The organism is Alteromonas sp. P256 (assembly GCF_036864455.1).
In the GTDB taxonomy this organism is placed as follows: Bacteria; Pseudomonadota; Gammaproteobacteria; order Enterobacterales; family Alteromonadaceae; genus Alteromonas.
Genome location: NZ_JAZETM010000014.1, coordinates 1 through 24,595, shown reverse-complemented (window position 1 = coordinate 24,595; position 24,595 = coordinate 1). Strand labels below are relative to the sequence as shown.

Here is a 24,595-nt window from a genome sequence, read left to right as displayed (position 1 = left end):
CCAGTGTAATCTATTCCTTTTCCTTCACCAACTAGACGTACGAAATTTGATGACCTAATTCGCTTTGTCAAAAACACACAAGAAATGTATACAAAAAATCACGTTAACTCTGTGATATTTGAGCCAGCCAATATGGGTGCATATAAAGAGTTTTTGCCTGAAGGCGTTGTCTCAAGAGCGATGCAGCTGAGTTTGGGCATAGCACTGCTTAACTTATTGCCATACTAATGTTGATAAAATAAGTGACAAATTACGAGATGGCAGAGTAAATGCTTAACAAATAGGTTCATACATCAAAAATCAATACGGCTCAAAGCAGCCATACTTTGTCTTAAACCTGCCATACTCTGCGGAGAAGAATATGAAAATAAAAAGTTTAAACTATCATCTATGGATTTTTGCTACTGTGTTTTTGCTTGGCGCATGTGCCTCAATGGGAGACGGAAGTGTTGCTGAAAAAAGACAGGCTATCTTAGACATGCAGCAAAATGCTTTAACCCGCCTATACAGCGAAAAACCCGACACGCGCTCACAATTACAAAATGCCGCAGGATATGCGGTTTTTACCAATGCTAATGTGAACGTTATCTTTTTTGCCGCAGGAACGGGTTACGGCGTGGTAAACAACAACGCAACGGGTAATAAAACCTATATGAACATGGCTGAAGGAGGCGTGGGTTTTGGATTAGGCGCTAAAGACTATCGCGTTGTCATGGTTTTTCACTCGCAAAAAGCCATGTCGTACTTTATTGAAAATGGCTGGACATTAGGTACAAATGCCGACGCAGCGGCTAAGGCTGGAAACAAAGGCGCATCTGCTGAGGGTGAAGGTTATTTAGGGGATGTCACTGTGTATACCATGACTGAAAGCGGGTTGGCGCTGCAAGCTACTGTTAAAGGTACAAAGTTTTGGGTAGACAAAACACTTAACTAATCAGTGATATTAGAACGTTTGATGAGCGGCAAACAGATAATGGGTTTGCCGCTTTTTTAAACGTCCACGTCAATATGCTTTAACCCTCCTTCATTGTTATCGTCGCCGTCCTTCTTATTAGTTTCGTGCCTGTGCTTGGTAGCGTACTCTAACGCATCGGCGCGATTTACTTCATCAAACTGATCGCTATCCTCTTCAGAGAGATGCTCAGATTTTTTTGATTTTTCCACTTTTTTTACACGCTTGTCTTCTTCGATCACAATCTTCGTATTGCGCGGTAAAATAGGAAACAATAAGTCGTTACTCATAATAATTGTATCTCCGCTGTGTCTTTGCCTATTTAAACCATAATCCAATCAAACGATAAACTCTGTAACTAACAGAATTAAACATCATCAAAAACCTCGCTGATTGAAGGCATATCTGTGTAACGGTAAAACCATTTAAGCATGGTTGAAAAAGGTTTACTTTCGCTCAGATCAAAAAGTTTTACTATATGCCTATTAATTTGTACGTACTGCAGCCTAAGAGTTCACTTTAGCCTTGCAAATTTTGCCTCAAACCGCTAATGTTTCGTTCGTTAAATTTTAGGACATATTTTTTCATAATGATAAACTGCGCTGCGAAACACCACCATCACCACATAGCATAACCTTTCAGGTTCGTGCTGGAAGGTCTATGTCTCCTTCCAATGGCGCAGATAAAAAATTCTCGACCCTCGGAAGGAAACTTCCGGGGGTTTTTTATGTTTTGCGCAATCACAAGTAAACACAACATGTGTAAGGAACGTTTTAATGAGTAACAGCAAAAGACTTCGAATTGCCGTACAGAAATCAGGCCGCTTGAGCGATGATAGCATTGCATTGTTAAAGGCAATCGGCATAAAACTCAATATTCGTGATCGTCTGCTGATTGCGCATTCTACAAACGAACCTATTGATTTGCTGCGCGTGCGTGATGACGATATTCCAGGCTTAGTCATGGACGGTGTGGTTGACTTAGGCTTTATTGGCGAGAACGAGTTAGAAGAAAAGTCCCTTGAGCGAAAAGCTGCAGGAAAGCCTTTTGAATACGAAACTCTTCGTCGTCTAGACTATGGTGGCTGTCGCTTATCCATCGCGGTACCTAATGAGATGGATTACGATGGTGTTCAATCTCTTGACGGTAAAGAAGTGGCAACAACCTATCCTTACCTTCTTGAACGTTATTTCGAAGAACAAGGTATTAACGCAAAAGCCGTCATGCTAACGGGTTCTGTAGAAGTTGCGCCTCGCGCTGGCGTTGCAGACGCTATTTGTGACCTGGTGTCTACTGGCGCCACGTTAGAAGCTAATGGATTAGTTGAAAAAGAAGAAATCTTCCGCTCTAAAGCGGTATTGATTAAGCGCGTTGGCGGCGATATGAGCGATGAGAAACAAGCATTGATCAATCGTATGATGCCTCGCGTAGATGGTGTTCTGTTAGCAAAAGAAAGTAAGTACATCATGCTTCACGCACCAAAAGCGTATTTAGAGCAAGTGAAGAGCTTGTTGCCAGGCGCTGAAAACCCGACCGTACTTCCTCTTGCGGGCAATGAAGAGCAAGTGGCTATCCATGTAGTATCAACAGAAACCTTATTCTGGGAAACCATGGAAAAATTAAAAGCCCTTGGTTGTAGCTCTATTCTTGTAATGCCAATCGAAAAAATGATGGGCTAAAGGCAGACTATTATGATTACTTGGTCATCTCTTTCTAATGATGAGAAAAAACAGGCGCTCTCGCGCCCGGCTATGGCCAATAGCCAGCAACTTAAACTAACCGTTAGCGAGATTATCGCTAACGTTGAGACCAAGGGCGACAGTGCGGTTTTAGATTACACCCGCAAATTTGATTGCCCTGATTTACAGTCGCTAGTGCTCTCGCAAAGCGACATTGATGAATTGGCCTCGAAGGTAAGTGTGGAAGTAGCCAACGCTATTGATACCGCTTTTGACAATATTAAGCAGTTTCACGAAGCGCAGATACCTTCTGATATTTCACTGACAACAACACCTGGCGTGCACTGTGAGCTTCGCTTTACTGCTTTAGACGCCGTTGGTTTATACATTCCAGGCGGCAGTGCCCCTTTGCCATCTACTGTATTAATGCTTGGTGTGCCGGCGCTTGTGGCCGGATGTGAGCGCAAGCTCTTATGTACTCCGCCCAATAAACAGCAGCGCATTGCACCTGAAATTGCTTATGCTGCTCGCAAGTGCGGCATTGAGGATATATTTTTATGCGGCGGCGCTCAGGCCGTGGCAGCAATGGCATTAGGCACCCAAAGCATTCCACAGGTTGATAAGATTTTTGGCCCTGGAAACAGTTTTGTTACCGAAGCTAAGCAGCAAGTGAGTCAACGTGCTGATGGTGCGGCTATCGATATGCCGGCGGGCCCTTCTGAGGTTTTGGTACTGGCAGATAAATTTGCTGATGCTGAATTTGTTGCCGCCGACTTACTCTCTCAGGCCGAACACGGTCCAGACTCACAGGCAATTTTAGTCAGTGATAGCAGTGAATTAATCGATGCGGCGAAAGCCGCTGTTGAACGACAGCTTGCCACTTTGTCCCGCGCTGAAATAGCCAGACCGGCCATGGAAAACGCACGTTATATTTTGGCCAGTTCAATAGACGAAGCAATAGAAGCAAGCAATGCTTATGCAGCGGAACACTTGATTGTTCAAATTGAAGATGCACGACGCTATTTGCCAAAAATAAAGTGCGCAGGCTCTATTTTTCTGGGCCCATGGTCGCCGGAATCAGCAGGGGATTACGCCTCAGGCACTAATCATGTTTTGCCTACTTATGGCTATGCGAAAAACTACTCAAGTTTAGGCTTGTTAGACTTTATGCGCCGCTACACGATTCAAGAGTTATCGGCTGATGGCATGCGCAATCTTGGTCCAGCAATCATGACTCTCGCTAGCGCAGAAGGGTTAGATGCCCACGAACATGCAGTAGCACTTCGTATGAACAAACTGGGTATGAACAAACTTGGCGTCAACAACACCAAAAACGAGGGCAACGCTTAATGTCCCGCTTAGTAGATACGCTGATTAATGAAAATTTAGTGCCCCTGAAGCCGTACGAGTCTGCCCGACGTTTGTTTTCTGGCGGGCAAGATTGGTTGAACGCAAATGAGTCGCCCTATGCTAACGATTATGCTGTAGATAGCAGCAACTTTAATCGCTACCCTTCATGCCAGCCAGGCAAGGTAGTGAACGGTTATGCCTCCTACGCAGGTGTCGATAATAACAACCTTATTGTTACGCGCGGCGCCGATGAAGGAATTGAGCTACTCATTCGAACATTTTGTACGCCAGGTAAAGACAATATTCTTATTTGTCCCCCTACCTATGGTATGTACGCAATAAGCGCTGAAACCTGCAATGTGGGTGTGAAAAAAGTACCGCTTAACGAAGACTTTAGCTTAGACGTGGATGGCGTTTGCGCTACCGACGACGTCAATGTTGTGTTTATTTGTGCGCCTAACAACCCAACCGGCACCCAGGTTGCTCGAAATGACATTAAACAAGTGTTAACTCACTTTGCAGATAAAGCGTTAGTGGTAGTAGACGAAGCCTATATCGAGTTTGATGCCGACAACACCTGGGCAAATGACCTAAAGGCCTACCCTAACCTTGTTATACTGCGCACATTGTCGAAGGCTTTTGCGTTAGCAGGGCTTCGCTGTGGTTTTACCTTAGCTCAAGAGCCTGTTATTCAGGCACTGCTGAAAGTTATAGCGCCGTACCCTATTCCTGAGCCGGTCGCTCAAATTGCAGAAAAAGCGCTGTCGACAGAGTCGTTGACGCTTTTACAACTGCAGGTAGACACGATTAATCGCGAGAAAGAGATACTTGCCGCTGCGCTGTCAGAAATTGATGGTATTCACCTGATTGGTGACAGAAAGGCAAACTTCATCTTGTTTAGATATGCAAAGTCTGCAGCGCTAATGCAGTACTTGGTATCAAAAGGAATGCTGATACGCGATCAGTCTAAACAGCTTAATCTCACCAACTGCCTACGAGTGAGCATTGGTAGCGAAGAACAAAATTTACGATTAATGCAATTAATAAATGATTTTATAAATGAGGACGGGGCATGAGTCAGCAAGCCATACTATTTATAGACCGCGACGGCACTCTTGTCGAAGAACCGCCTGTAGATAAGCAATTAGACAGTTTAGAAAAACTGGTCTTCGAGCCAAACGTTATACCGGTACTGTTAAAACTCAAAGCAGCAGGGTTTAAGCTGGTAATGGTAACTAACCAAGACGGTTTAGGTACTGACAGCTTCCCTCAACAAGACTTTGACGTGGCGCATAATGCCATGATGGGCATTTTTGAAAGCCAAGGGGTTACCTTTGACGACGTGCTTATTTGCCCACATTTTGATGAAGACAATTGCACCTGCCGTAAACCCAAGCTTGGTATGGTTAAAGACTATCTTCAGCAAGGCAAGGTAGACTTTACGCGTTCTTATGTGATTGGCGACAGAATCACCGACGTTCAGCTTGCTGAAAATATGGGTATTAAGGCGCTGCAATACAACCGCGACAACCTTGACTGGAACACAGTTCAAACGACCATTCTTGCTTCGTCTCGTATCGCAGAAGTGGTTCGTACTACGTCTGAAACCGATATTAGAGTGCGTGTAGATTTAGACTCTCAAGAGAAATCGGCTATTCACACGGGGCTTGGCTTTTTCGATCATATGCTCGATCAAATTGCCGTTCACGGTGGCTTTCAGCTTAATGTGTCCGTAGATGGCGATTTGCACATCGACGATCACCACAGCGTTGAAGATACCGCGCTAGCCATTGGTGAAGCGCTCAAGAAAGCGCTAGGAGACAAACGCGGTATTGGTCGCTTTGGTTTTGCACTGCCTATGGATGAGTGTCGCGCAGAATGCATAATGGATATATCAAACCGCCCTCACCTTAAATTTGAAGCGGAGTTTAGCCGTGACCAAGTGGGTGAAATGGCCACAGAAATGGTGCCACACTTTTTCTATTCTTTAGCGCAAAGTATGGGCCTATCTTTACACTTATCGACAAGTGAAGGTAATGCGCACCATCAGGTTGAAAGCTTATTTAAAGTGTTTGGTCGCGCGCTGCGTCAAGCAATTGCATTAAAAGGCGACGCACTGCCAAGCAGTAAAGGAGCGCTGTAATGTCTGTGGTCAACACACACCAACGACAGAGAATAGTTATTGTAAATACTGGCTGCGCCAACATCTCTTCTGTGCGATTTGCATTAGAGCGTTTAGGCGTAGAGGTAGAAGTTTCTGATGATAAAAGCGTTATCACCGCCGCAGATAAAGTGTTTTTGCCTGGCGTGGGCACCGCTTCTGCAGCGATGGCGAGTATTAAGCAAAAAGAACTTGTTGCTACACTACAGTCTCTCACTCAACCTGTATTAGGCGTGTGTTTAGGCATGCAGTTAATGGTAGATAGCAGTGCTGAAGGTGGAATGAATAATACAAGCGGTGATATTCCGTGTCTTTCACTCATGCCTGGGCACGTAGCACGCATGGAGGCGAACGGTTTGCGTTTACCTCACATGGGCTGGAACACAGTACAGCACAGTGATGACGAATTGTTTAAAGGCATTCCTCAAGACACCTACTTTTACTTTGTACACAGCTTTGCCGTGCCTGATTATGCGCATACCCTTGCCCGTTGCGATTACGGCGGGTCATTCTCTGCGGCCATTAATAAAAATAATTTTTATGGCGTGCAGTTTCACCCAGAGCGCTCCGGCGAGGCTGGCGCACAACTTCTTACCAACTTTGTGAACTTATAATGATAATTCCAGCAATTGATCTTATTGACGGACACGTGGTTCGTCTTTACCAAGGCGATTACGAGCAAAAGACACAATACGAATTAGACCCTGTAGAGGTCGTACACGACTATGCTGACCAAGGCGCTACCTGGCTGCATATTGTTGACTTAACAGGTGCAAAAGATACCAGCAAGCGCCAACTGTCATTGATTAAAGCTATGGTAGATACCAAGCGCATGAAGTTTCAGGCTGGTGGCGGCATTCGCTCTGAAGAAGAGGTAGCACAGTTACTTGAGACGGGTGTAAGTCGCGTTGTGATTGGCTCTCTGGCCGTTAAACAACCTGAGCTAGTGAAGTCTTGGGTTGAGAAATACGGACCAGAACATATCGTACTTGCCTTAGATATTAATATCAGCGAAAGCGGCGAAAAACTGATTGCCACCCATGGCTGGCAAGAAAACTCAGGCGTTGCACTTGAGGGACTGTTAGACGATTTCGCTACTGTGGGTGCTAAACATGTGTTGTGCACAGACATAAGCCGTGACGGTACCTTACAAGGTGCAAATAAAGCCCTGTATGAAGAAATGGCAGCTCAGTTTCCTAATGTAAAATGGCAGGCTTCTGGTGGTATTGGAAGCCTTAATGACATTGCCGTTTTAAAGCCAACCAAGGTTGATGGGGTTATTTTAGGTCGCGCCTTACTCGAAGGTAAGTTCACCGTGAAGGAGGCTATCGCATGCTGGCAAAACGCATAATTCCTTGTTTAGACGTTCGCGACGGCAAGGTAGTAAAAGGGGTTCAATTTAGAAACCATGAAATAATTGGTGATATTGTTCCACTTGCTGAGCAATACGCCAAGGCAGGCGCCGACGAACTGGTATTTTATGATATTACAGCAAGCTCTGATGCTCGCGTTGTGGATAAAAGCTGGGTAAGCCGCATTGCGCAAGTAATTGATATTCCATTTTGTGTTGCTGGCGGCATCAAAAGTATTGAAGATGCTGGACGAATTCTGGAGATGGGCGCGGATAAAATCTCCATTAACTCCCCTGCCCTAAATAACCCTGATTTGATAAATGCGTTACACGACGTTTACGGTCAGCAATGCGTGGTTATCGGTATTGATAGCTTTTACAACGAAGCCACTAATCAATATGAAGTGTACAAGTTTACCGGTGATGAAAGCCGCACTCAAAAAAGTCAGTGGCAAACCATAGACTGGATAAAAGAAGTGCAATCTCGTGGTGCTGGTGAAATCGTGCTTAACTGCATGAATCAAGACGGTGTACGCAATGGTTACGACGTTAAACAGCTCAAAGCGGTAAGAGGTGCTTGCGATGTGCCGTTAATAGCATCTGGTGGTGCAGGCGAAATTGCACACTTTACTGACGTGTTTCAGCAAGCTGACGTTGATGGGGCCTTAGCCGCCTCTGTATTTCATAAAAGCATTATTAATATAGACGAGTTGAAAGCAGAGTTGACTGCTAACGGCGTCCCTATGCGCAAGCGTCATGGCTTAACAGCGCAAGCAGAAGGAGTTAATCCATGATCATTACAAGTAGCAACAGCAATACTCTAGCCTGGGAAAAGATGGATAACCTTTTGCCTGCGATTGTACAAGATGCATTATCTGGCAAAGTGTTAATGCAAGGCTATATGGACCAAGACGCACTAGCCAAAACTTTAGAAAGTGGCAAAGTGACATTCTTCAGCCGCTCTAAACAGCGTTTGTGGATGAAAGGGGAAGTATCGGGTAACACGCTAGACTTGGTGAGTGTTGCGTGTGATTGCGATAGCGATTCACTGCTAGTATTAGCAAATCCAAACGGCCCGACGTGTCACACTGGTGTAGAAAGCTGCTGGTTTGAAGGCAGTACGCCGGCGTTTACGTTTTTAGCCGACCTAGAGCGCGTATTGGCATCACGTAAAACAGCCGACCCTAAAAGCAGCTATACGGCCAGCCTTTATAACAAAGGCATTAAACGCATTGCGCAAAAAGTGGGTGAAGAAGGCGTTGAGACCGCATTAGCCGCAACCGTTCACGACAAAGAAGAACTTAAAAACGAAGCTGCTGATTTGTTGTATCACCTCACTGTGCTGTTACAAGCCAGCGATATGTCGCTAAACGATGCGCTAAGCGTATTACAAGAGCGTCATAAGTAACTTCTCAACGCTTATTTTTAAATAAGCTGATAAAAAAGCTCGTAGATAAGCGCTTATATACTCAAAAGGCCCATCACAACGATGGGCCTTTTTGTGCCGACACACTCTTTTACATCTTGATAATGAACATTTTGTTTTTTAGGTATCTAACAAGGGCGTGTTGATCTTTGCTGTACATTTTTGCAGCGGTCTGTGAGCTATTTAGACAAGGCGAATGGTTGAAGGTCTAGCGGGCTAAATCGAAACCATTCAAGGCAGTGTAAATAGCTCACAGGCGCTGCCCGAAGGGGGCGTTATGGAAAACATTTTACTCTTTGGCCCCGCTTTTTTATTTGGGCCCTTTGACTTAGCCCAAAACTTGTACAGCAAGGATCAACACGCCCTATTATCATACACTTTAGATGGATACCCTCTTGAACAAAGACACGGCTTTGCCAAACGCAAAAAACCTGATTAAAGAAAATCTCCCTTTTATTCTTTTTATCGTCCTTATGTTTTCATTCAGAAGCAGTATGGCCGACTGGTATCATGTGCCATCAGGCTCAATGGAACCGACAATTCAAGTGGGTGACAGAATAGTAGTAGATAAAACAGCTTACACCCTAGAATTGCCTTTTAGTGACATTGTCATTGCCAAGACTGGCGACGTAGAGCGTGGCGACATTGTGATTATCAATAGCAGCGCGGCACAGAATCGATTGGTTAAACGTGCGGTTGCCGTGGCGGGCGACACTGTTGAGCTTCGTCATAATCGCCTTTTCATAAACGGTGGATCAGCCACCATCACGCCGCTTACTTCACCTTTTTATCAAGAGGCGCTTCTAGGTGACTCTCGCACTATTGCGCTGACTAACAGTGATTATATTGATAGCAGCGGCGTTACTCACCGCTCGATTGAAAACCCTGCATCCTCATTTCACCCAGTGACCATACCAAAAGGCTATATATTGGCTATGGGAGACAATAGAGATAACAGTATGGATTCTCGCTACTATGGGCTCTTCCCTATCTCTGAAATACAAGGCAGGGCCACTTCTGTGGCTTTCTCTCTTGATAAGAGCAACTATTATTTACCACGACAAAACCGCGCCATGTTGACACTAAATTAATGTATACGGCATGCATAAAAGCCCGCTACGCGGGCTTTTATGCAATTATCATCTGTTGTTAACGCTTTATGAGCAATTAACTTCCTCGACAGGCGCTACAGCCCGAAATGAATCAATACCAAATTGCCAACGGCTGTCACCAGCATTGCTAGAAAAGTCAAAATCATACCTGCAAAACGCTGCCAGCTAGCCCCTGCGTGCTTTCCTAATCCATAAGCATGCAGTACTCTTCCAAACAAAATACCACTTCCTAAGGCATGCACGGCCCACTCTTGACCGGTATTTGCTTCAAAGCAGGCGATCATAATTAGCGTAATCGGCACATATTCACTGAAGTTACCGTGTGCACGAGACAAACGCCCTAAATCTTCGTACCCTCCATCTCCCAAACTCACTTTGTAACGCCGCCTGGCGCCAATGACAAGCAGGGATAAATAGAGATAGCATATACCCAGCAAGCTGGCGTAAAAGGCCGTGATTGGTAAAACCATTATCAACTCCAATTTTTATTATTATTCGTGCAACCGTTTTTGCAACTTATATCTCTAAGTTAGCATAGAGATTTTAACAACGTATAGCTGATTGTGATGCGTTATTAGGTAGCGCCTGTTTAGCTCTCTTAGCTAGCCCTCTTAGCTCTATCTCTGTTAGCTTTATCCCTCTAAGTTATTATTCAGAGGGGAGGCAGCACACGCAAGTCAGAACCTCTTCCCACTTTAAAGGCATAATAAAATCGGCACAATAAAAAGGCCGCATTAATGCGGCCTCTTGTAATGAGTCAATTGACTAGCTTAAGCGTTTTTCAAGGTCAGCGCTAACGTCATCAACCGGACGGTTTCCATCGAGTTTGTGGTACTCGCAGTTGCCAGCATCAGCTTCCGCCATGTAATAGTTAACAAGTGGCTTAGTTTGCTCATGATAAATAGCTAAACGCTTACGTACAGTGTCTTCTTTATCATCTTCACGGACAATAAGATCTTCACCAGTGGCGTCATCTTTGCCTGCCTCTTTAGGCGGATTGTACACTACGTGGTAAACACGACCAGAAGCAGGGTGTACACGTCTTCCGCCCATGCGCTCAACAATCACGTCATCTGCAACATCAAATTCAATGCAGTGGTCTACTTCCACACCGGCTTCCTTCATTGCATCCGCTTGGGGAATAGTGCGTGGAAAGCCGTCGAGTAAAAAACCGTCTTTGCAATCATCCATTGCAATGCGCTCTTTCACTAAACCAATAATGATATCGTCAGAAACCAGCTTACCTTCATCCATCACCTGCTTGGCTTTTAAACCAAGTTCGGTACCAGCTTTTATTGCTGCGCGAAGCATATCGCCTGTAGAAATTTGTGGAATATCGTATTTGCCCATTAGAAACTGAGCTTGTGTGCCCTTACCCGCGCCAGGAGCGCCGAGAAGAATGATTCGCATGAGTGCGTTCTCCGCTTATGATTTTTTAAAATTTTCACTACGGGCACTTTACACATTCAATACATTAGTGACAAGTGTAAGCAGCACCTCAAGGCTAATCTTACGACTAATGGCGAATATACGTTCAACTTATAGTCACTCTTTGAGCAACGCACAAACTGTGACGATTACGGCCATTGTCTACACGCTTTATATCCCACACGCATAATAGCAGTGCTGGCTGCGTATTTTAGGCCTGAAAACATAACATATTATTAGGGGGATACTTGATTGAAAGACATAAAAACAAAAAACGGGCGTAAAGCCCGTTTTCTTTAAAATTTGCAGTGTTCTAAAAGCAGCTTATTTTGCCAGCTTCATCAACAATGCATTCATGTTTTGAACGAAGGTAGCAGGGTCTTTAAGACTGCCTTGTTCTGAAAGTGCAGCTTGGTCGAATAACACCCCTACCCATTCATTGAACAACTCTTCGTCTTGAGTGTCGGCTAGCTTTTTAACTAGGCTGTGCTCAGGGTTAAGCTCAAAGTGATACTTAACGTCTGGTACGCTTTGACCAGCTGCTTGCATTAGCTTCATCATCTGCGTTGTCATGCCATTATCATCGGCTACGATGCACGCAGGAGAGTCTGTTAAACGATGGGTAAATTTCACATCTACCACTTTCTCGCCTAACGCCGCTTTTGCTCTTTCTAGCACGCCTTCAATTTCTTTCTCAGCTTCTTCTTGGGCTTTCTTAGACTCTTCGTCTTCCAAATCACCTAAGTCCAAGTCGCCTTTCGCAATTGAAACAAACTGCTTTTCGTTAAACTCTGTCAGGTGAGACATTAACCATTCGTCAATACGCTCGCCCATGAGTAATACTTCGATACCCTTCTTGCGGAATATCTCAAGGTGAGGACTCGATTTAGCCGCCTGCAGGCTGTCTGCAGTAACGAAATAAATCTTGTCTTGCCCTTCTTTCATGCGCTCAATGTAGTCGGCAAGTGATACGGTTTGCGCATCAGAATCACCGTGAGTCGATGAGAAACGAAGTAGACCGGCAATTTTTTCGCGATTGCTAAAGTCTTCAGCTGGACCTTCTTTAAGCGCATTACCAAACTCATTCCAGAAAGTCTGGTACTTGTCTGAGTCGTTCTTGGCCATTCTTTCAAGCATCTGAAGCACGCGTTTAGTACAACCTTGGCGCAGCGCTTGAGTCACTTTATTATCTTGAAGAATTTCACGAGACACGTTCAGTGGTAGGTCGTTGCTATCAAGTAGTCCCTTCACAAAACGAAGGTACGTAGGCATAAACTGTTCTGCGTCGTCCATGATAAACACACGTTGAACGTACAGCTTCAAACCGTGATTTTGGTCACGATTCCACATATCAAACGGGGCTTTTGAAGGAATATACAGTAAGCTGGTGTACTCTGTTTTACCCTCAACTTTGTTGTGTACCCAGGATAGTGGGTCAGCAAAGTCGTGAGAGATATGCTTATAGAACTCGTTGTATTCGTCATCACTGATGTCAGACTTTTCACGAGTCCACAACGCAGTTGCTTTGTTAACCGCTTCCCATTCACCAGGCTGAGCTTCAATTTTCTCGCCGTCAGGCCCTTCGCTTTCAGGCACTTCATCTTTCCACATATGCACCGGAATGCTGATGTGGTCTGAGTATTTACTTACGATTGAACGAAGACGCCATGTGTCTGCAAACTCCTTTTCTTCTTCGCGAAGGTGAAGCGTAATTTCGGTACCGCGAGTTGGCTTGTTAATGTCGGCAATAGTAAATTCGCCACCACCATCAGATACCCACTCAACACCCGTTGATGCATCTGCACCCGCGGCGCGAGAACGAACGGTAACTTTATCAGCAACGATGAACGCAGAGTAGAAACCTACGCCAAACTGTCCGATAAGCTGTGAGTCTTTTGCGCTGTCGCCAGACAGCTTACTGAAAAAGTCCTTTGTACCAGACTTAGCAATAGTACCAAGGTTAGCGATTACCTCATCTCGAGACATACCAATGCCGTTGTCGACGATTGTGATGGTGTTCGCTTCGCTGTCTACGCTTAGCTTAACGCTCAAGTCACCATCGTTTTCATAGAGACTGTCGTTTTCCAAAGCGCGGAAACGGAGTTTATCTGCGGCGTCAGCGGCGTTAGACACTAACTCGCGTAAGAAGATTTCTTTGTTTGAGTACAAAGAATGAATCATCAGATGTAGAAGTTGTTTTACTTCCGTCTGAAAACCGTGGGTTTCTTTATGGGCTGCTTCAGCCATAATCCAGTATCTCCTCGTTGAATGGATCACGTTACTGATAGACAGGTGTGGACTCGAAGCGTGTTTTTCAACTACAAGAGAGAAAAATTATTTGTTTTTTATCACACTAAAGTTTACGCCGCCCAGAGAAAGCGTGGGTTAATGTGTTGTTATCAATGTATTCCAATTCACCGCCCACCGGCACGCCGTGAGCAATACGAGAGGCATCAATGTCGTTTGACGCGCACAGCTGACCGATGTAATGGGCAGTGGCTTCACCTTCTACGGTTGGATTGGTCGCAAGTATTACCTCGGTGATCCCCCCTGCAGCAAACCGCGCCTCCAGTTCATTCAAACCAATTTCTTCTGGCCCCACGCCATCAATAGGCGACAGGTGCCCCATCAAAACAAAATACTGCCCCTTAAAGCTCATGGTTTGCTCTATTGCCAATACATCTTGAGGGCTCTCCACCACGCACAGAAGGCCACTGGCCTCACGCTCAGGGTGGCGGCATATGTCACATAGCTCATCTTCAGTAAAAGTTCTACAGCGCTTACAATGATGGATGTGCTCCATTGCGTTGTGCAATACATCGCTTAAGGCAACGGCACCTTTTCGGTTTCGCTCGAGTAAATGAAACGCCATTCGCTGAGCGCTTTTGTTACCAACACCAGGCAGACACGTTAACGCCTGAATGAGTTCTGCAAGTAAGGGACTGAACTTCATAATGAGACTACTTCGCTGTTCGTTCGCTATCGTTTTGTTGAGGGTATTTAATCACGTTACGCTTTACTTGGTCGAGTTTAACTTCATAAACATTTCCGCCTACCAGGCCTTTGAATTCCTCATCGGTAAATACAAGCGTGTTGTCATCGTAAAACGTTACTGCTTCTTTTTGCGTGATAATGCCTAAGTCTATGCGTGATACCTCACCACTGAAAAAGTTATCACCATCAAAATTTTCAAATAGCCAAAGACTGGTAGAATCAAGTAAAACCAACTTTTCTCTATTTGGGCTTATTGCCGCTGAGGTTATCCAGCATAATTTTTCGAGGGTGGTACAGGTTTTAAATTCACCTATTAATTCAGCATCAAAATTAGCCGCATGATCGCCCACTTTGTACAGTTTGGTAATACCGTCAAAGGGCTTAGTTCTGTTTTTGGTAAACAGATAAAGATGGCGTTTAAATTCAACAAATGCCTCTAGATCATAGTTTTTATCTTCTGGTTTAATCTCGCCCTCTTCCATTTGAGGGTAAGTAAACTTTATGATTTCAGCCTTCGTGGTGTCGGTTTTAATATCAATAGGGTTTTCAATTTTATAAATAGTAAGCCAACGCCTATCGTTGTCGTTATTGCCAAAATCGCCTAGGAAAAAATGACCAAACTGATTTTGCGTCATGTCCTCCCAATCGACGTTTTTAGCATTTGAGACTGTCACTTCACGAGCAATTGAACCGTCTTTGTTTAACATATAAAGAATGGGGCCATCGCCACTGTCGTTAATCGCCCAAAGGCGCTGCTTTTTATCAAACTCGATACCCGATATCTCCCTTAGCTTCGGGTCGACGGTGACTGTTTTTATACTGAATAAGGAATAGATACTGAAAACAGTTAATACGATAGCAATAGGAATAAGAATGAGAGTGGATGTGACCAAACCTTTTCTGATCAAGACGGGTTCCTTTTTATCTAGAAATAGTCAGAGCATGTTGACCTTATTTTAACAACACACAAACCTCTGCAAAGTGCATAATAAAGCTCAACACGCCCTAATAGGCGATGTTAGATAGTGATAATACGAGATGCCATTGTGAATGGCTTCAAAATTCTCGCTATTGTAATGCATTAATAGCGTAAAAGCTGGTGAAACCCCGTGTATAGCAGATTTAATCAATGGCTTCATAATAATCGCGCGAAAGCTAATTTACCGCGTATGTAAGGGTTCTATAGAGCCAATAATTTCCCTCGTCATCCAAATAAAATGTTGGGGTCATTAACTCGATGACTCCCATCGAGTTATCTTTTTGAATATCAAAGAATAAGAAGATAGCTGCTGTTTGGTCTTTGCCCTCCAAGGTAATTTCACAACGTCCTTGAATACAATTCACACTGAGTATTTGAAGTTGAGGGTCTTTGCTTCTAGCGGTTATAAAGTCTTTTAGCTTTTGTTCCATCTCAAATCGCGACACTACATCGTTGTCAAATGCATTTGTCGCTGTTGGCTGGTTGAGAAATTCATTATCTTTTAGCACTTGATCAAACATCCATGAGGCATCTTGTTCGCCTATGGCATCGGTGAGCTGCTGTTGAAGGGTTTCTTTGCGAGCAGTTACCCATTCATCGAGCTCTTCCTGTGCTGCGGGGAATGATACTGCGCTTTGTTGGTCGGATGTATTAGGATCAGATGGGGCGTTATCACGTTGAGAATCTTTATTCTGACTCACGATGAGTTCACTGGGTTCTGATTCATCGACGTTATCTGACGATAATGGTTGCTGTTGGTTGCCGTCGGTTTGGTTGTCGTTAGTTAGTTTATCACTTGTTAGATCATCACTAATTAGGTTGTGAGGGCTTCCTGATTTTGTTTCAGATTCAGTAGCAAATTTACCATTAAGCGATTGGGCATTTAGTGCTGGCGTATTAGATGATGAAGTGCCATCCAAAAGCTGTAAAGATGGTGGTGTATCAGCATCGGTAAAAGGTCTTGCGTGACCGATAAAGTAACCCGCAACAAAAGCAGCTAATACAAGTACAAACATTCCATATTTCATAAACATATCCCTATTAATCAATGAAATAATACATTATCAGCGAGCAGTAGCCCTGACAAGTTATAGCGTATTTGAAGAGGAATGATGGAGTGTTAGATTTTGATGCACAGTACGTTAAATACAGTGGTTGTAATGAGATGACTTTGGAAGATATGGACTATAGGAAAATAGCATCACAAAAAGCAAACGCTGAATGTGCAAAAGCCTTGGAATGTTCCAAGGCTTTTGAATACTAGAACTATCGGGCGGGTGTTTTATCTGAATTTAAATTTATCAAATTCAGTTGTTATAGCAACTTGCCTCAATAGGCCCTGCTTTGATTAGCCCTATTTAAAACGGCAGTTTCATACCGGGTGGAAGTGACATTCCGCCAGTTACATCAGCCATTTTTTCTTTGCTGGTTTCTTGAACGCGGCGAACGGCGTCGTTAAACGCTGCTGCAACAAGGTCTTCAATCATGTCTTTATCATCGTCCATTAGCGAGTCGTCGATGTCAACGCGACGTACGTTGTGGTTGCAGGTCATTGTAACTTTAACCATACCTGCACCGGCTTCACCGGTAACTTCCAGCTTAGCGAGATCGTCCTGCACTTTTTGCATGCGATCTTGCATCTGCTGCGCCTGTTTCATCATGTTGCCCATACCGCCTTTAAACATATTTTTATCTCACTTTGTTTGGTATTAAGTTAATCTGCTACCGTGCTTTAACCGAATCGGTCAGCACTGAGGCATCAAAAATTGATAGCAGCGCTTGAATCTTTTCATCAGTTTGTACAACTGAATGTGCATGCGCCTGGCGCATTGCATGAATATCTTGCTGCAGTGCAAATGGCGTTGAATTTGGTTTACCTAACGTAATATTTACCGTTACGTTCTCTCCCAACCCATGATGCAGTGTGTCTAGCAATTGCTGTTTCGCGCTCTCATTAAGTAAATGAGACTGACTGTTATCAATTTCAAGTGACACAGTACCGTTATCACGAGAAAAAGACGCATGAAGAAACAGTTGCTTTAGTAATCCGGCGATTGGCATCTGCTCAACTAAGTTACTCCACTCATCTATTTGGCTAGCATGAGTAAGTTTAGTTCCATCTTCGAGATATGCACTTAAACTGCCACTTGGGGTGCTGGTAATGACTCTTGAGCCATCGCTTTGTTCAGCATTGCTTGACGAATAGTCTACGTTAGACTGGAAGCTAGCGCCTTGGTCATAACTGCTCTGCTTAGATTCAGTAGGCTGCTTTGCGCTCTGGAAAGGCACTTGCTCAGCATTTGTATTGTGTAATGAATCCGTCGCCGCATTATCATTAAAAGCCACAGGACCATTTGAATCGACTGAACCGTTGCTCTGTGCAGTGTCCCACGGTGGATGGTCTTCCGTAAAAAAGCTTTCGCTAGCATTTTTTTGCGATGAAGCTTCTTGCGATGAGCCTTGTTGTAATGAGTCTTGCTGTAATGAGCCTTGGTTCGATAAAGCGCTCTGCAAATCGGGCGAATCAGGCGAATCAGGCTGCGAGTCACTGGCAAACGGCATATCTTCTTCAAATTCGGCATTGAAAAACTCGTCATCGTCGAATGCATTGCCTTGGCCGCTCTCGTCACTGTTAACAGAAGGCTGAAAATCTGCTGTGATGGGCGAGCTTGTATTATCAGAGGCTGTATTCACTGAGTCTGATAAACCAGGTACCACTTTATTAGCACTACCCTCTGCCTTTGACATTTGAGATTGAAGCTGTGATTGATTTGGGTCTGATTGCTCTTGTTCAATATGCTGCTGCGAAGATTGGGCTTGGTTATTCTGCGCTGATGGCGTTGCGTTAGCATTTGAGAATCGAGAACGCAGGGTGTTAGACATTCTATCAGCGGCGTCCTGCGAAGGACTTTCTGCAGATACCTGCGCTTTTTTATCTTCTGTGTCTTGTGCCTTGCGCTGTTTCATTTTTTGTCTAAGCGCAAGCATGCTTGCGGTAGCACTCAACTGCTCTTCTGGAGACGGCTGTGCAGTTTCTGGCGCAATGTCTGGCGAAGCATTTTGCTCGCCGTCAGCACGGTGAGAAAAACCGCTATCAATATCTGGTGGATACTCTTCATCACTGGCAGGCGGCATATCGTCCATGTAGGCATCTAACGGAGGCTCATTATTAGAAAATGGCGACAAATCACTTTGCTGATGCGAAGCTTCAGAGATCGAGTCTACCTGCTGCGGCTCGAGTTGCTGTGGCTGCTCGGGTTCCGTCTGTTCAGATACTTGACGTTGTGATTCAGCCTTTAGTGACCCGCTATGCTGTGATTCAGCTTTTTGTGATTCGCTATGCTGGGATTCACCCAATTTAGGATCAGAGTCAACGGTTGCAGTGTTGGCGTGGTTCGCAACATTCATAGCATCAGCTGTGGGTTCAGGCACTGTATTTTCAGAAGGCTGTTTATTCGCAAAAGACTCTTGTCTCGCTGAAGGCTCTTGTCTCGCTGATGGCTCTTGTCCCGCTGAAGGCTCTTGTCCAGCTGAAGGCTCTTTTCTCGCTGAAGGCTCTGATTCAACAGTATCCACATCACCACCGCGATAAGCTGAGTGAGACGCCTCTGAAAGCTCTGGCTCAGGCTGTGTATCCGGCTCAGACTGTGTATCAGGTCCAGAAGCTATATCAAAGGTAGGCTGCCCTTGAAATTGCGGCTCTGCTGCTTCCGCTTGTTGCGTGGCATCTACAAGAGTTTCGCTTTTAAGCGCTTCCTCTTGCTTACCGACGTTTCCCGGATCACCAGTCTGTGATTGAGGGCCGGCTTTAACGGGAAGGTCGTGCTCACTACCTCCGCGCTCAATATTATCTGCACCATTATCAGGAGGCGTTGCAGGTGCAAACGACATCATTCGCATTAATGTCATTTCAAATGCGCTTTTACCATCGGCTGCGAAAGGTAAGTCTTTTCTCCCTTGAATTGCAATTTGATAGAGCAACTGTACTTGTTCAGCGGGGATGGTTTTGGCGAGTTGATATATCGCTTTTGCCGATGTTGTCTCCAGCTTACATGCCTCAGGCACCCATTGGGTCAAGGCTATCTGATGGAGTAGGCTCGCCAATTCACCATGAACATTGTCGTAATCTGGCGCCTGCTCAGCCAAGTCGTTGACCAACTGAATCACATCATTGGGAGTTTTATTTACCACCGCATTGATAATTTTGAGCAGCTGGTTTTTGTCCATTAAACCAAGCATGTCAGTAACCACCGATGCAGTTACTTGGTTTCCGCCTTGCGCTATGGCCTGGTCAGTTAAACTGAGCGCGTCACGCATACTGCCTTGTGCGGCTCTTGCAAGCAGCGACAGCGCTTGAGGCTCGAAGCTCAATTGCTCCTGCTCTAGAATGTGAGTAAGTTGACCAACAATTTGCTCTCGCGACATAGCCTTAAGATTAAACTGAAGACAGCGAGATAAAATGGTGATGGGCAGCTTTTGTGGATCGGTGGTCGCCAACAGGAATTTTACGTGAGGAGGCGGCTCTTCCAGCGTCTTTAACAACGCGTTGAAACTGTGTTTCGAGAGCATGTGTACCTCATCGATAAGGTACACCTTGTAGCGGCCACGAGTTGGCTTGTACTGCACATTGTCCAGAAGCTCTCGCGTATCTTCTACTTTCGTTCTTGATGCCGCATCAATCTCGAGCAAATCAACGTAATTTCCTTGCTCAATTTCTTTGCACGTATGGCACTGTCCGCAAGGATTAGCTCCTTGGCCTTCTTCACAATTTAAGCTTTTAGAAAAAATACGCGCTATTGTCGTTTTTCCTACGCCTCGTGTGCCGGTGAACAGATAAGCGTGATGCAAACGATCGTTATCTAAGGCATTTGAAATGGCTGACACCACATGCTCTTGGCCGACAAGTTCACCGAACTTCCCTGGTCGCCATTTCCTTGCTAATACCTGATAACTCATTACTGTACTCTTTGCCTCATCACGCCTTGTTTTGCCTCATCAAGCTTAATCACGCCTTATTGCGGCTTTCTTGCGCCCTTTTGAATGGCTAACTACTCGCCTTCAAACTCGCAAATTGAATAGCTTTCAATGTTTAGTTCGGTCAATTTTTTATGACCACCTAAATCGGGTAGATTAATAACGAACCCAGCGTGATTTAACTCACCACCCAATGAGCGAATAAGCTTCGCTGATGCAGCGATAGTTCCGCCGGTAGCAAGAAGATCATCAATCAACAATACCTTGTCGCCAGGGACAATTGCATCGCGATGAATTTGTAACGTATCTGTGCCGTATTCTAGCTCGTAGCTTTCACTTACGACTTCTCTGGGCAGCTTATTAGGTTTGCGTACTGGGATAAACCCGATACCCATTTCAATTGCTAAAGGCGCGCCAAACAAAAAGCCGCGAGCTTCAGTGCCTGCGATCTTTGTAAATCCCATGCCCTGATACTTTTCAACAAGTAATGAGATACAGCTTTTGAACGCCTTGTGATCTTCCAAAACGCTAGTTACATCTCTAAATAATATGCCTGGCTTTGGATAGTCAGGAACGGTTTTCACTACTGATTTTATATATTCTGCAGTCACGATAATACCTTATATGTCTGCTTTATAACCAGAATGTGAACCAACCGGCGATGATATGCATCAACGGAAAAGCGAGTAAAGTTACTAATGAGGCCAAGAAGTACCATTTGTTATAAACTTCTTTAAAATCTTCATTGTCAGCCATATGCACTACCTAAACAATAATTGTGAACAAAAAAATGGTTGTAAATGTTAATCGAAAGCAAGCCCGATTGACAGCGCTAATATAGTTAAACGCTCACAATAAATACAGTTGGTAAGTAAAGTTAATAATGGACACTTCAAACGATAAAAAATTAAACACTATGCCGTCTGTATTTATATATTTTGCAGGCTTATGCCAGCATTAATATCCGCTTTTGCAGTAAGTCGATGACAGTTTGTTCCATTCCCGCTGTAAGCGTTGACTGAGGAATACTTGGCGCCTGCTCAATGAGTTGGTTAGCTAATACCGCTAATGAAATGCCTTCTTCAGCTCCCTCTATGGTATGTACCAGCATAGCAGTCATAGCGGTTAAATGAACAAATTGAACTTGATATTCTTCATCTCGATACACGACATAATTGTGTGGCACTTCAGATGGACTGTCGGGCATATGATCAGGACCTATAAGGTGAACTGCGTACGAATATGACGCTAACGTGGCAAATGGTGAAACTTTCACTTCCTCAATGTTTTGTCCTGGTTTGTAATACGCGTTGTTTTCACTACTTCTACGCGTTGCCACATCTAACTCTAACCATTCATAGTGGGCTAGCTCACAAGAAAACGATGGTAGTTCAAAACCAAAGGCGGGAGATGTCGCTAGGTACTCAACAAACTCTTTACTTATTTCATTAAAGTAAGGAGACCTGCACTGGTGCTCAATAAAGAACTGACCGATTACTTGCTCCCATTGGTTTTCGCCAAATTGAGCAATGATGATAGATTTTAAAACTGGAAGTGCTGAGCTAACAAAACCATTTATGTTGCTGAAAAATAGCGACTGATAGATTTTCATTCGTCTGGCGTACTCTTCATCCTTAGGTATAAAAGTTGAAGGGTCTTTTATCGCCTGTACAAATTCACCCTGGCTTTGTTGTAACGATGGCATCAAGCAACTCCCTTACTTGAAGAATTAATTCCAGAAGACGCGTGTTTTGACTGTATTGCTTTAATTTTACGCACTTCGTTGAGTAAATTATCCACACAGGGGATATTGAAGTCACGCTCTAGCAAAGTGGGGTAAACGCCATGTGCGCTATAGGCATAGTCTAATAGCTCCCATACTGGTTCAATAACATCGGCACCGTGTGTATCCACTTTTAAATCTGCAGCCTCGTCGTAATGCCCCGCAATGTGACCGTAAACTATTTTGTGAGACGGCAGCCCTTTAATAAACTCATGTGGGGAATAGTTATGATTAATACTGTTTACGTAAACATTATTGACGTCTAGCAACATAGAGCAGCCAGACTCAGATAAAACTGCGTTGGTGAATTCAAGTTCAGAGATAACCTGATCTGGCGCGACATAATAAGAAACATTTTCTAAGACAAGGGGCCTTTCAAGAATGTCCTGCACTTGCTTAACCCTAGCAACAACGTGCTTAACCGCCTCTTCAGTAAATGGAATAGGCATCAAATCATACATATGACCGTTTCCAGAACAATAGCTTAAATGCTCGCTGTATAGGCCTATGTTATTGGCATCTAAGAACTGCTTCACGGTTTTTATAAACTCAACATCAAGCTTATCACTGCTGCCTATCGAAAGAGACAGTCCATGAGTACTAAATGGTGCTTGTGCAGTGGCCTGTTTAAATTGTTTTTGATAAATGCCACCAAGAGGGATCCAGTTTTCTGGCGCCACTTCCCAAAAGTCGACTTCTTTAGGAAGTGTAGGGAATAGTTCGTCAAGCATTTCACGTCTGAAACCTAAACCAGCACCTTTGATATTATTCACTCTTAGTCTCCAAGAACAGTACTAAAAAAAAGGCCATCAATTGACGGCCATATTACGATTCTAGAAAGCAATGGTTACATGCTACCGCATTTACCTTCACCGCACTTACCTTCTTTCGCTGCTTTATCGCCGCCGCACTTACCTTCTTTTGCTGCTTTATCGCCGCCGCACTTACCTTCTTTTGCGGCTTTATCGCCGCCGCACTTGCCTTCTTTTGCGGCTTTATCACCGCCGCACTTGCCTTCTTTTGCGGCTTTATCGCCGCCGCACTTGCCTTCTTTTGCAGCTTTATCACCGCCGCACTTGCCTTCTTTTGCGGCTTTATCACCGCCGCACTTGCCTTCTTTTGCGGCTTTATCGCCGCCACACTTGCCTTCACCACATTTTCCTTCTGCGGCAAATTGACTATAACCAGACTCAAGAGATTGCATACCGAATGGATTTGTATCTGCTACCGCTACACTTGATGCTAACGAGCCGATAACTACTGCACCTAACGCTGTTGCTATTGATGTTTTATTAATTTGCTTCATTTTTAGCCCTCGGAAATTTATTCTATTGTTAAACCACAATGTTGACGTTCAATAAATAAGACCGAGGTGTTAACAATTTGCTTTCACAAAATTTTAACTTTTTTTAATATTTTTTATTTGAGAGTAAACACCCTCGCGAAAATACTGCGCAGACTTAAATACTTTAAAGCTGTGGTGTGGGTTTAGTGGCGTGTTCTAAGATAGTTCCTTCCTTGAAAGACTCACTGTAGGCTGAGAGTTTTTCAAGAAGATCATCTTTATGTTTGCTTTGTAACGACACTGCGAAGAATGTGGGAATATTCTTTTTTAATATTATTGAACTTGTTCTTCCATCGAACTCTTTGTCACCAAGAAAATAATAAAAAGGTCGCTCGTATGTAATGAGGTTGGCTGTCCTATCGAAGAGAAAAAACCTGATGGAATCTACACTAGAGGGCATATCGACAAATTCGTACCCTTCTTCAACTAAACGAATACGCTCCCCTACGTAATCATATCCTCTGATACCCGCTATGGATTTTTCATTTAGGCGAGCGTTATTTGTCACTCTCATTAACGTTAGGTTTGTTACGGGCTTATCAATAAACGTAGCATGATCGTCAAGTGCAGCTGTACCTTTTACATTAACGGTTAAATCAATCTCGCCTTGTTTCACCCTTTCAAAAAGCCGTATAGGGGGAATGCATTCAATACTCATAGTGTAACCAAGCTGCTTTAAAAGCTTAGAGGACATCTCTACCACTTCACCATAACAACGCCCGGTTTCACTGTCCTTTATCACAAGTGGTGGAAATACTACAATCCCCAAGGTAACGGGCTTAGCTTCTTCATGCGCAAACACAGAAAGTGGCAACAAGGCTGCTAAAATCATTAAAGAAAGCACCATAGAACCACAAAAGTTACGCATTTCGTTACCAGATATAAGAACAATATTTTAATGATAGTCTGTATATCACCATTTCATTGAAAGACATAATTTACGACAATGGTTTTGTACCAATAAGGTATGAAAATCTTTACGCAAAAAATCAAGGGGGTCAGGTACACATTTCGAAATACACACTGACATTGTCCGCTTAAACTCAATAGATAATTGGGGT

General features: G+C 44.1%; 24 protein-coding genes and 1 other annotated feature. Of the genes, 10 read left to right on the top strand and 14 right to left on the bottom strand.

What is annotated here, in order from left to right; genetic code table 11:
* Positions 1-361: 361 nt before the first annotated feature.
* Positions 362-934, top strand: coding sequence for a YSC84-related protein (locus tag V7R39_RS16395; protein WP_334032000.1), 573 nt, complete (start codon positions 362-364; stop codon positions 932-934).
* A 56-nt stretch (positions 935-990) separates the two neighbouring features.
* Here V7R39_RS16395 and V7R39_RS16390 read toward each other — a convergent pair whose 3' ends face one another.
* Entirely contained in the window at positions 991-1,242 is a 252-nt protein-coding gene (locus tag V7R39_RS16390) for a hypothetical protein (protein ID WP_163107695.1), read from the bottom strand.
* Positions 1,243-1,561: 319 nt separating this feature from the next.
* Positions 1,562-1,681, top strand: a sequence feature (His leader region).
* A gap of 47 nt (positions 1,682-1,728) precedes the next feature.
* Between V7R39_RS16390 and hisG the strand changes: the two genes are divergently transcribed.
* From hisG to lepB, 9 genes are all read left to right on the top strand, one after another.
* Complete coding sequence (hisG, locus tag V7R39_RS16385) at positions 1,729-2,631, top strand: ATP phosphoribosyltransferase (protein ID WP_163107696.1); 903 nt, start codon at positions 1,729-1,731, stop codon at positions 2,629-2,631.
* A gap of 12 nt (positions 2,632-2,643) precedes the next feature.
* Positions 2,644-3,981 (top strand): histidinol dehydrogenase, encoded by a 1,338-nt coding sequence (gene hisD, locus V7R39_RS16380; RefSeq protein WP_334031999.1) that lies wholly within the window; start codon positions 2,644-2,646, stop codon positions 3,979-3,981.
* Positions 3,981-5,057, top strand: a complete 1,077-nt coding sequence (gene hisC / locus V7R39_RS16375) for a histidinol-phosphate transaminase (RefSeq protein WP_334031997.1) — start codon at positions 3,981-3,983, stop codon at positions 5,055-5,057. Before hisD ends, hisC begins: the two co-directional genes overlap by 1 nt.
* Complete coding sequence (gene hisB / locus V7R39_RS16370) at positions 5,054-6,124, top strand: bifunctional histidinol-phosphatase/imidazoleglycerol-phosphate dehydratase HisB (RefSeq protein WP_334031996.1); 1,071 nt, start codon at positions 5,054-5,056, stop codon at positions 6,122-6,124. Before hisC ends, hisB begins: the two co-directional genes overlap by 4 nt.
* The gene (hisH, locus tag V7R39_RS16365; protein ID WP_287009945.1) at positions 6,124-6,756 is read left to right on the top strand and encodes an imidazole glycerol phosphate synthase subunit HisH; all 633 of its coding nucleotides are present in this window, start codon (positions 6,124-6,126) and stop codon (positions 6,754-6,756) included. The genes hisB and hisH overlap by 1 nt, the downstream gene beginning before the upstream one ends.
* Entirely contained in the window at positions 6,756-7,493 is a 738-nt protein-coding gene (gene hisA, locus V7R39_RS16360; RefSeq protein ID WP_287009946.1) for a 1-(5-phosphoribosyl)-5-[(5-phosphoribosylamino)methylideneamino]imidazole-4-carboxamide isomerase, read from the top strand. The genes hisH and hisA overlap by 1 nt, the downstream gene beginning before the upstream one ends.
* Positions 7,475-8,287: an imidazole glycerol phosphate synthase subunit HisF gene (hisF, locus tag V7R39_RS16355; RefSeq protein ID WP_334031995.1), complete on the top strand. Its 813-nt coding sequence runs from the start codon at positions 7,475-7,477 to the stop codon at positions 8,285-8,287. Before hisA ends, hisF begins: the two co-directional genes overlap by 19 nt.
* On the top strand, positions 8,284-8,901 hold the full coding sequence (gene hisIE / locus V7R39_RS16350) for a bifunctional phosphoribosyl-AMP cyclohydrolase/phosphoribosyl-ATP diphosphatase HisIE (protein WP_334031994.1): 618 nt from the start codon (positions 8,284-8,286) through the stop codon (positions 8,899-8,901). The genes hisF and hisIE overlap by 4 nt, the downstream gene beginning before the upstream one ends.
* Before the next feature lie 413 nt (positions 8,902-9,314).
* The gene (gene lepB / locus V7R39_RS16345) at positions 9,315-10,010 is read left to right on the top strand and encodes a signal peptidase I (protein ID WP_334031993.1); all 696 of its coding nucleotides are present in this window, start codon (positions 9,315-9,317) and stop codon (positions 10,008-10,010) included.
* Between the two features lie 95 nt (positions 10,011-10,105).
* Here lepB and V7R39_RS16340 read toward each other — a convergent pair whose 3' ends face one another.
* The 13 genes from V7R39_RS16340 to V7R39_RS16280 form a co-directional block, all read right to left on the bottom strand.
* Entirely contained in the window at positions 10,106-10,501 is a 396-nt protein-coding gene (locus tag V7R39_RS16340) for an MAPEG family protein (RefSeq protein ID WP_334031992.1), read from the bottom strand.
* A gap of 295 nt (positions 10,502-10,796) precedes the next feature.
* Positions 10,797-11,441 carry an adenylate kinase gene (gene adk, locus V7R39_RS16335; protein ID WP_334031991.1) on the bottom strand — a complete coding sequence of 215 codons (645 nt, stop codon included), beginning with the start codon at positions 11,439-11,441 and terminating at the stop codon, positions 10,797-10,799.
* Positions 11,442-11,783: 342 nt separating this feature from the next.
* The gene (gene htpG, locus V7R39_RS16330) at positions 11,784-13,706 is read right to left on the bottom strand and encodes a molecular chaperone HtpG (RefSeq protein WP_334031990.1); all 1,923 of its coding nucleotides are present in this window, start codon (positions 13,704-13,706) and stop codon (positions 11,784-11,786) included.
* A gap of 106 nt (positions 13,707-13,812) precedes the next feature.
* Positions 13,813-14,412: a recombination mediator RecR gene (gene recR, locus V7R39_RS16325; RefSeq protein WP_163107706.1), complete on the bottom strand. Its 600-nt coding sequence runs from the start codon at positions 14,410-14,412 to the stop codon at positions 13,813-13,815.
* 7 nt (positions 14,413-14,419) lie between these two features.
* Positions 14,420-15,346, bottom strand: a complete 927-nt coding sequence (locus tag V7R39_RS16320) for a hypothetical protein (RefSeq protein WP_420837618.1) — start codon at positions 15,344-15,346, stop codon at positions 14,420-14,422.
* A 262-nt stretch (positions 15,347-15,608) separates the two neighbouring features.
* The gene (locus V7R39_RS16315) at positions 15,609-16,460 is read right to left on the bottom strand and encodes a hypothetical protein (protein ID WP_334031989.1); all 852 of its coding nucleotides are present in this window, start codon (positions 16,458-16,460) and stop codon (positions 15,609-15,611) included.
* Between the two features lie 330 nt (positions 16,461-16,790).
* Positions 16,791-17,117 carry a YbaB/EbfC family nucleoid-associated protein gene (locus V7R39_RS16310; protein ID WP_032095913.1) on the bottom strand — a complete coding sequence of 109 codons (327 nt, stop codon included), beginning with the start codon at positions 17,115-17,117 and terminating at the stop codon, positions 16,791-16,793.
* A gap of 37 nt (positions 17,118-17,154) precedes the next feature.
* Positions 17,155-20,388, bottom strand: coding sequence for a DNA polymerase III subunit gamma/tau (dnaX, locus tag V7R39_RS16305; RefSeq protein WP_334031988.1), 3,234 nt, complete (start codon positions 20,386-20,388; stop codon positions 17,155-17,157).
* A gap of 92 nt (positions 20,389-20,480) precedes the next feature.
* Positions 20,481-21,017 (bottom strand): adenine phosphoribosyltransferase, encoded by a 537-nt coding sequence (gene apt / locus V7R39_RS16300; protein ID WP_032095911.1) that lies wholly within the window; start codon positions 21,015-21,017, stop codon positions 20,481-20,483.
* 335 nt (positions 21,018-21,352) lie between these two features.
* A complete protein-coding gene (locus V7R39_RS16295; protein WP_334031987.1) occupies positions 21,353-22,111 on the bottom strand; it encodes an HvfC family RiPP maturation protein in 759 nt (252 codons plus the stop codon).
* On the bottom strand, positions 22,111-22,962 hold the full coding sequence (locus V7R39_RS16290) for an HvfB family MNIO-type RiPP peptide maturase (RefSeq protein WP_334031986.1): 852 nt from the start codon (positions 22,960-22,962) through the stop codon (positions 22,111-22,113). The genes V7R39_RS16295 and V7R39_RS16290 overlap by 1 nt, the downstream gene beginning before the upstream one ends.
* A gap of 74 nt (positions 22,963-23,036) precedes the next feature.
* Positions 23,037-23,495: an HvfA family oxazolone/thioamide-modified RiPP metallophore gene (locus V7R39_RS16285; protein ID WP_334031985.1), complete on the bottom strand. Its 459-nt coding sequence runs from the start codon at positions 23,493-23,495 to the stop codon at positions 23,037-23,039.
* Between the two features lie 163 nt (positions 23,496-23,658).
* Positions 23,659-24,366 carry a hypothetical protein gene (locus V7R39_RS16280; protein ID WP_334031984.1) on the bottom strand — a complete coding sequence of 236 codons (708 nt, stop codon included), beginning with the start codon at positions 24,364-24,366 and terminating at the stop codon, positions 23,659-23,661.
* Positions 24,367-24,595 lie beyond the last annotated feature (229 nt).

What these genes read in the sequence shown, in the direction of transcription:
- V7R39_RS16280 (WP_334031984.1), bottom strand. Translation starts at nt 24,366, where the DNA reads ATGATTTTAGCAGCCTTGTTGCCACTTTCTGTGTTTGCGCATGAAGAA.
- V7R39_RS16390 (WP_163107695.1), bottom strand. Translation starts at nt 1,242, where the DNA reads ATGAGTAACGACTTATTGTTTCCTATTTTACCGCGCAATACGAAGATT.
- recR (WP_163107706.1), bottom strand. Translation starts at nt 14,412, where the DNA reads ATGAAGTTCAGTCCCTTACTTGCAGAACTCATTCAGGCGTTAACGTGT.
- hisIE (WP_334031994.1), top strand. Translation starts at nt 8,284, where the DNA reads ATGATCATTACAAGTAGCAACAGCAATACTCTAGCCTGGGAAAAGATG.
- V7R39_RS16285 (WP_334031985.1), bottom strand. Translation starts at nt 23,495, where the DNA reads ATGAAGCAAATTAATAAAACATCAATAGCAACAGCGTTAGGTGCAGTA.
- V7R39_RS16340 (WP_334031992.1), bottom strand. Translation starts at nt 10,501, where the DNA reads ATGGTTTTACCAATCACGGCCTTTTACGCCAGCTTGCTGGGTATATGC.
- hisF (WP_334031995.1), top strand. Translation starts at nt 7,475, where the DNA reads ATGCTGGCAAAACGCATAATTCCTTGTTTAGACGTTCGCGACGGCAAG.
- dnaX (WP_334031988.1), bottom strand. Translation starts at nt 20,388, where the DNA reads ATGAGTTATCAGGTATTAGCAAGGAAATGGCGACCAGGGAAGTTCGGT.
- hisD (WP_334031999.1), top strand. Translation starts at nt 2,644, where the DNA reads ATGATTACTTGGTCATCTCTTTCTAATGATGAGAAAAAACAGGCGCTC.
- V7R39_RS16310 (WP_032095913.1), bottom strand. Translation starts at nt 17,117, where the DNA reads ATGTTTAAAGGCGGTATGGGCAACATGATGAAACAGGCGCAGCAGATG.
- hisB (WP_334031996.1), top strand. Translation starts at nt 5,054, where the DNA reads ATGAGTCAGCAAGCCATACTATTTATAGACCGCGACGGCACTCTTGTC.
- adk (WP_334031991.1), bottom strand. Translation starts at nt 11,441, where the DNA reads ATGCGAATCATTCTTCTCGGCGCTCCTGGCGCGGGTAAGGGCACACAA.
- hisA (WP_287009946.1), top strand. Translation starts at nt 6,756, where the DNA reads ATGATAATTCCAGCAATTGATCTTATTGACGGACACGTGGTTCGTCTT.
- hisH (WP_287009945.1), top strand. Translation starts at nt 6,124, where the DNA reads ATGTCTGTGGTCAACACACACCAACGACAGAGAATAGTTATTGTAAAT.
- hisC (WP_334031997.1), top strand. Translation starts at nt 3,981, where the DNA reads ATGTCCCGCTTAGTAGATACGCTGATTAATGAAAATTTAGTGCCCCTG.
- htpG (WP_334031990.1), bottom strand. Translation starts at nt 13,706, where the DNA reads ATGGCTGAAGCAGCCCATAAAGAAACCCACGGTTTTCAGACGGAAGTA.
- V7R39_RS16295 (WP_334031987.1), bottom strand. Translation starts at nt 22,111, where the DNA reads ATGCCATCGTTACAACAAAGCCAGGGTGAATTTGTACAGGCGATAAAA.
- V7R39_RS16315 (WP_334031989.1), bottom strand. Translation starts at nt 16,460, where the DNA reads ATGAAATATGGAATGTTTGTACTTGTATTAGCTGCTTTTGTTGCGGGT.
- hisG (WP_163107696.1), top strand. Translation starts at nt 1,729, where the DNA reads ATGAGTAACAGCAAAAGACTTCGAATTGCCGTACAGAAATCAGGCCGC.
- V7R39_RS16395 (WP_334032000.1), top strand. Translation starts at nt 362, where the DNA reads ATGAAAATAAAAAGTTTAAACTATCATCTATGGATTTTTGCTACTGTG.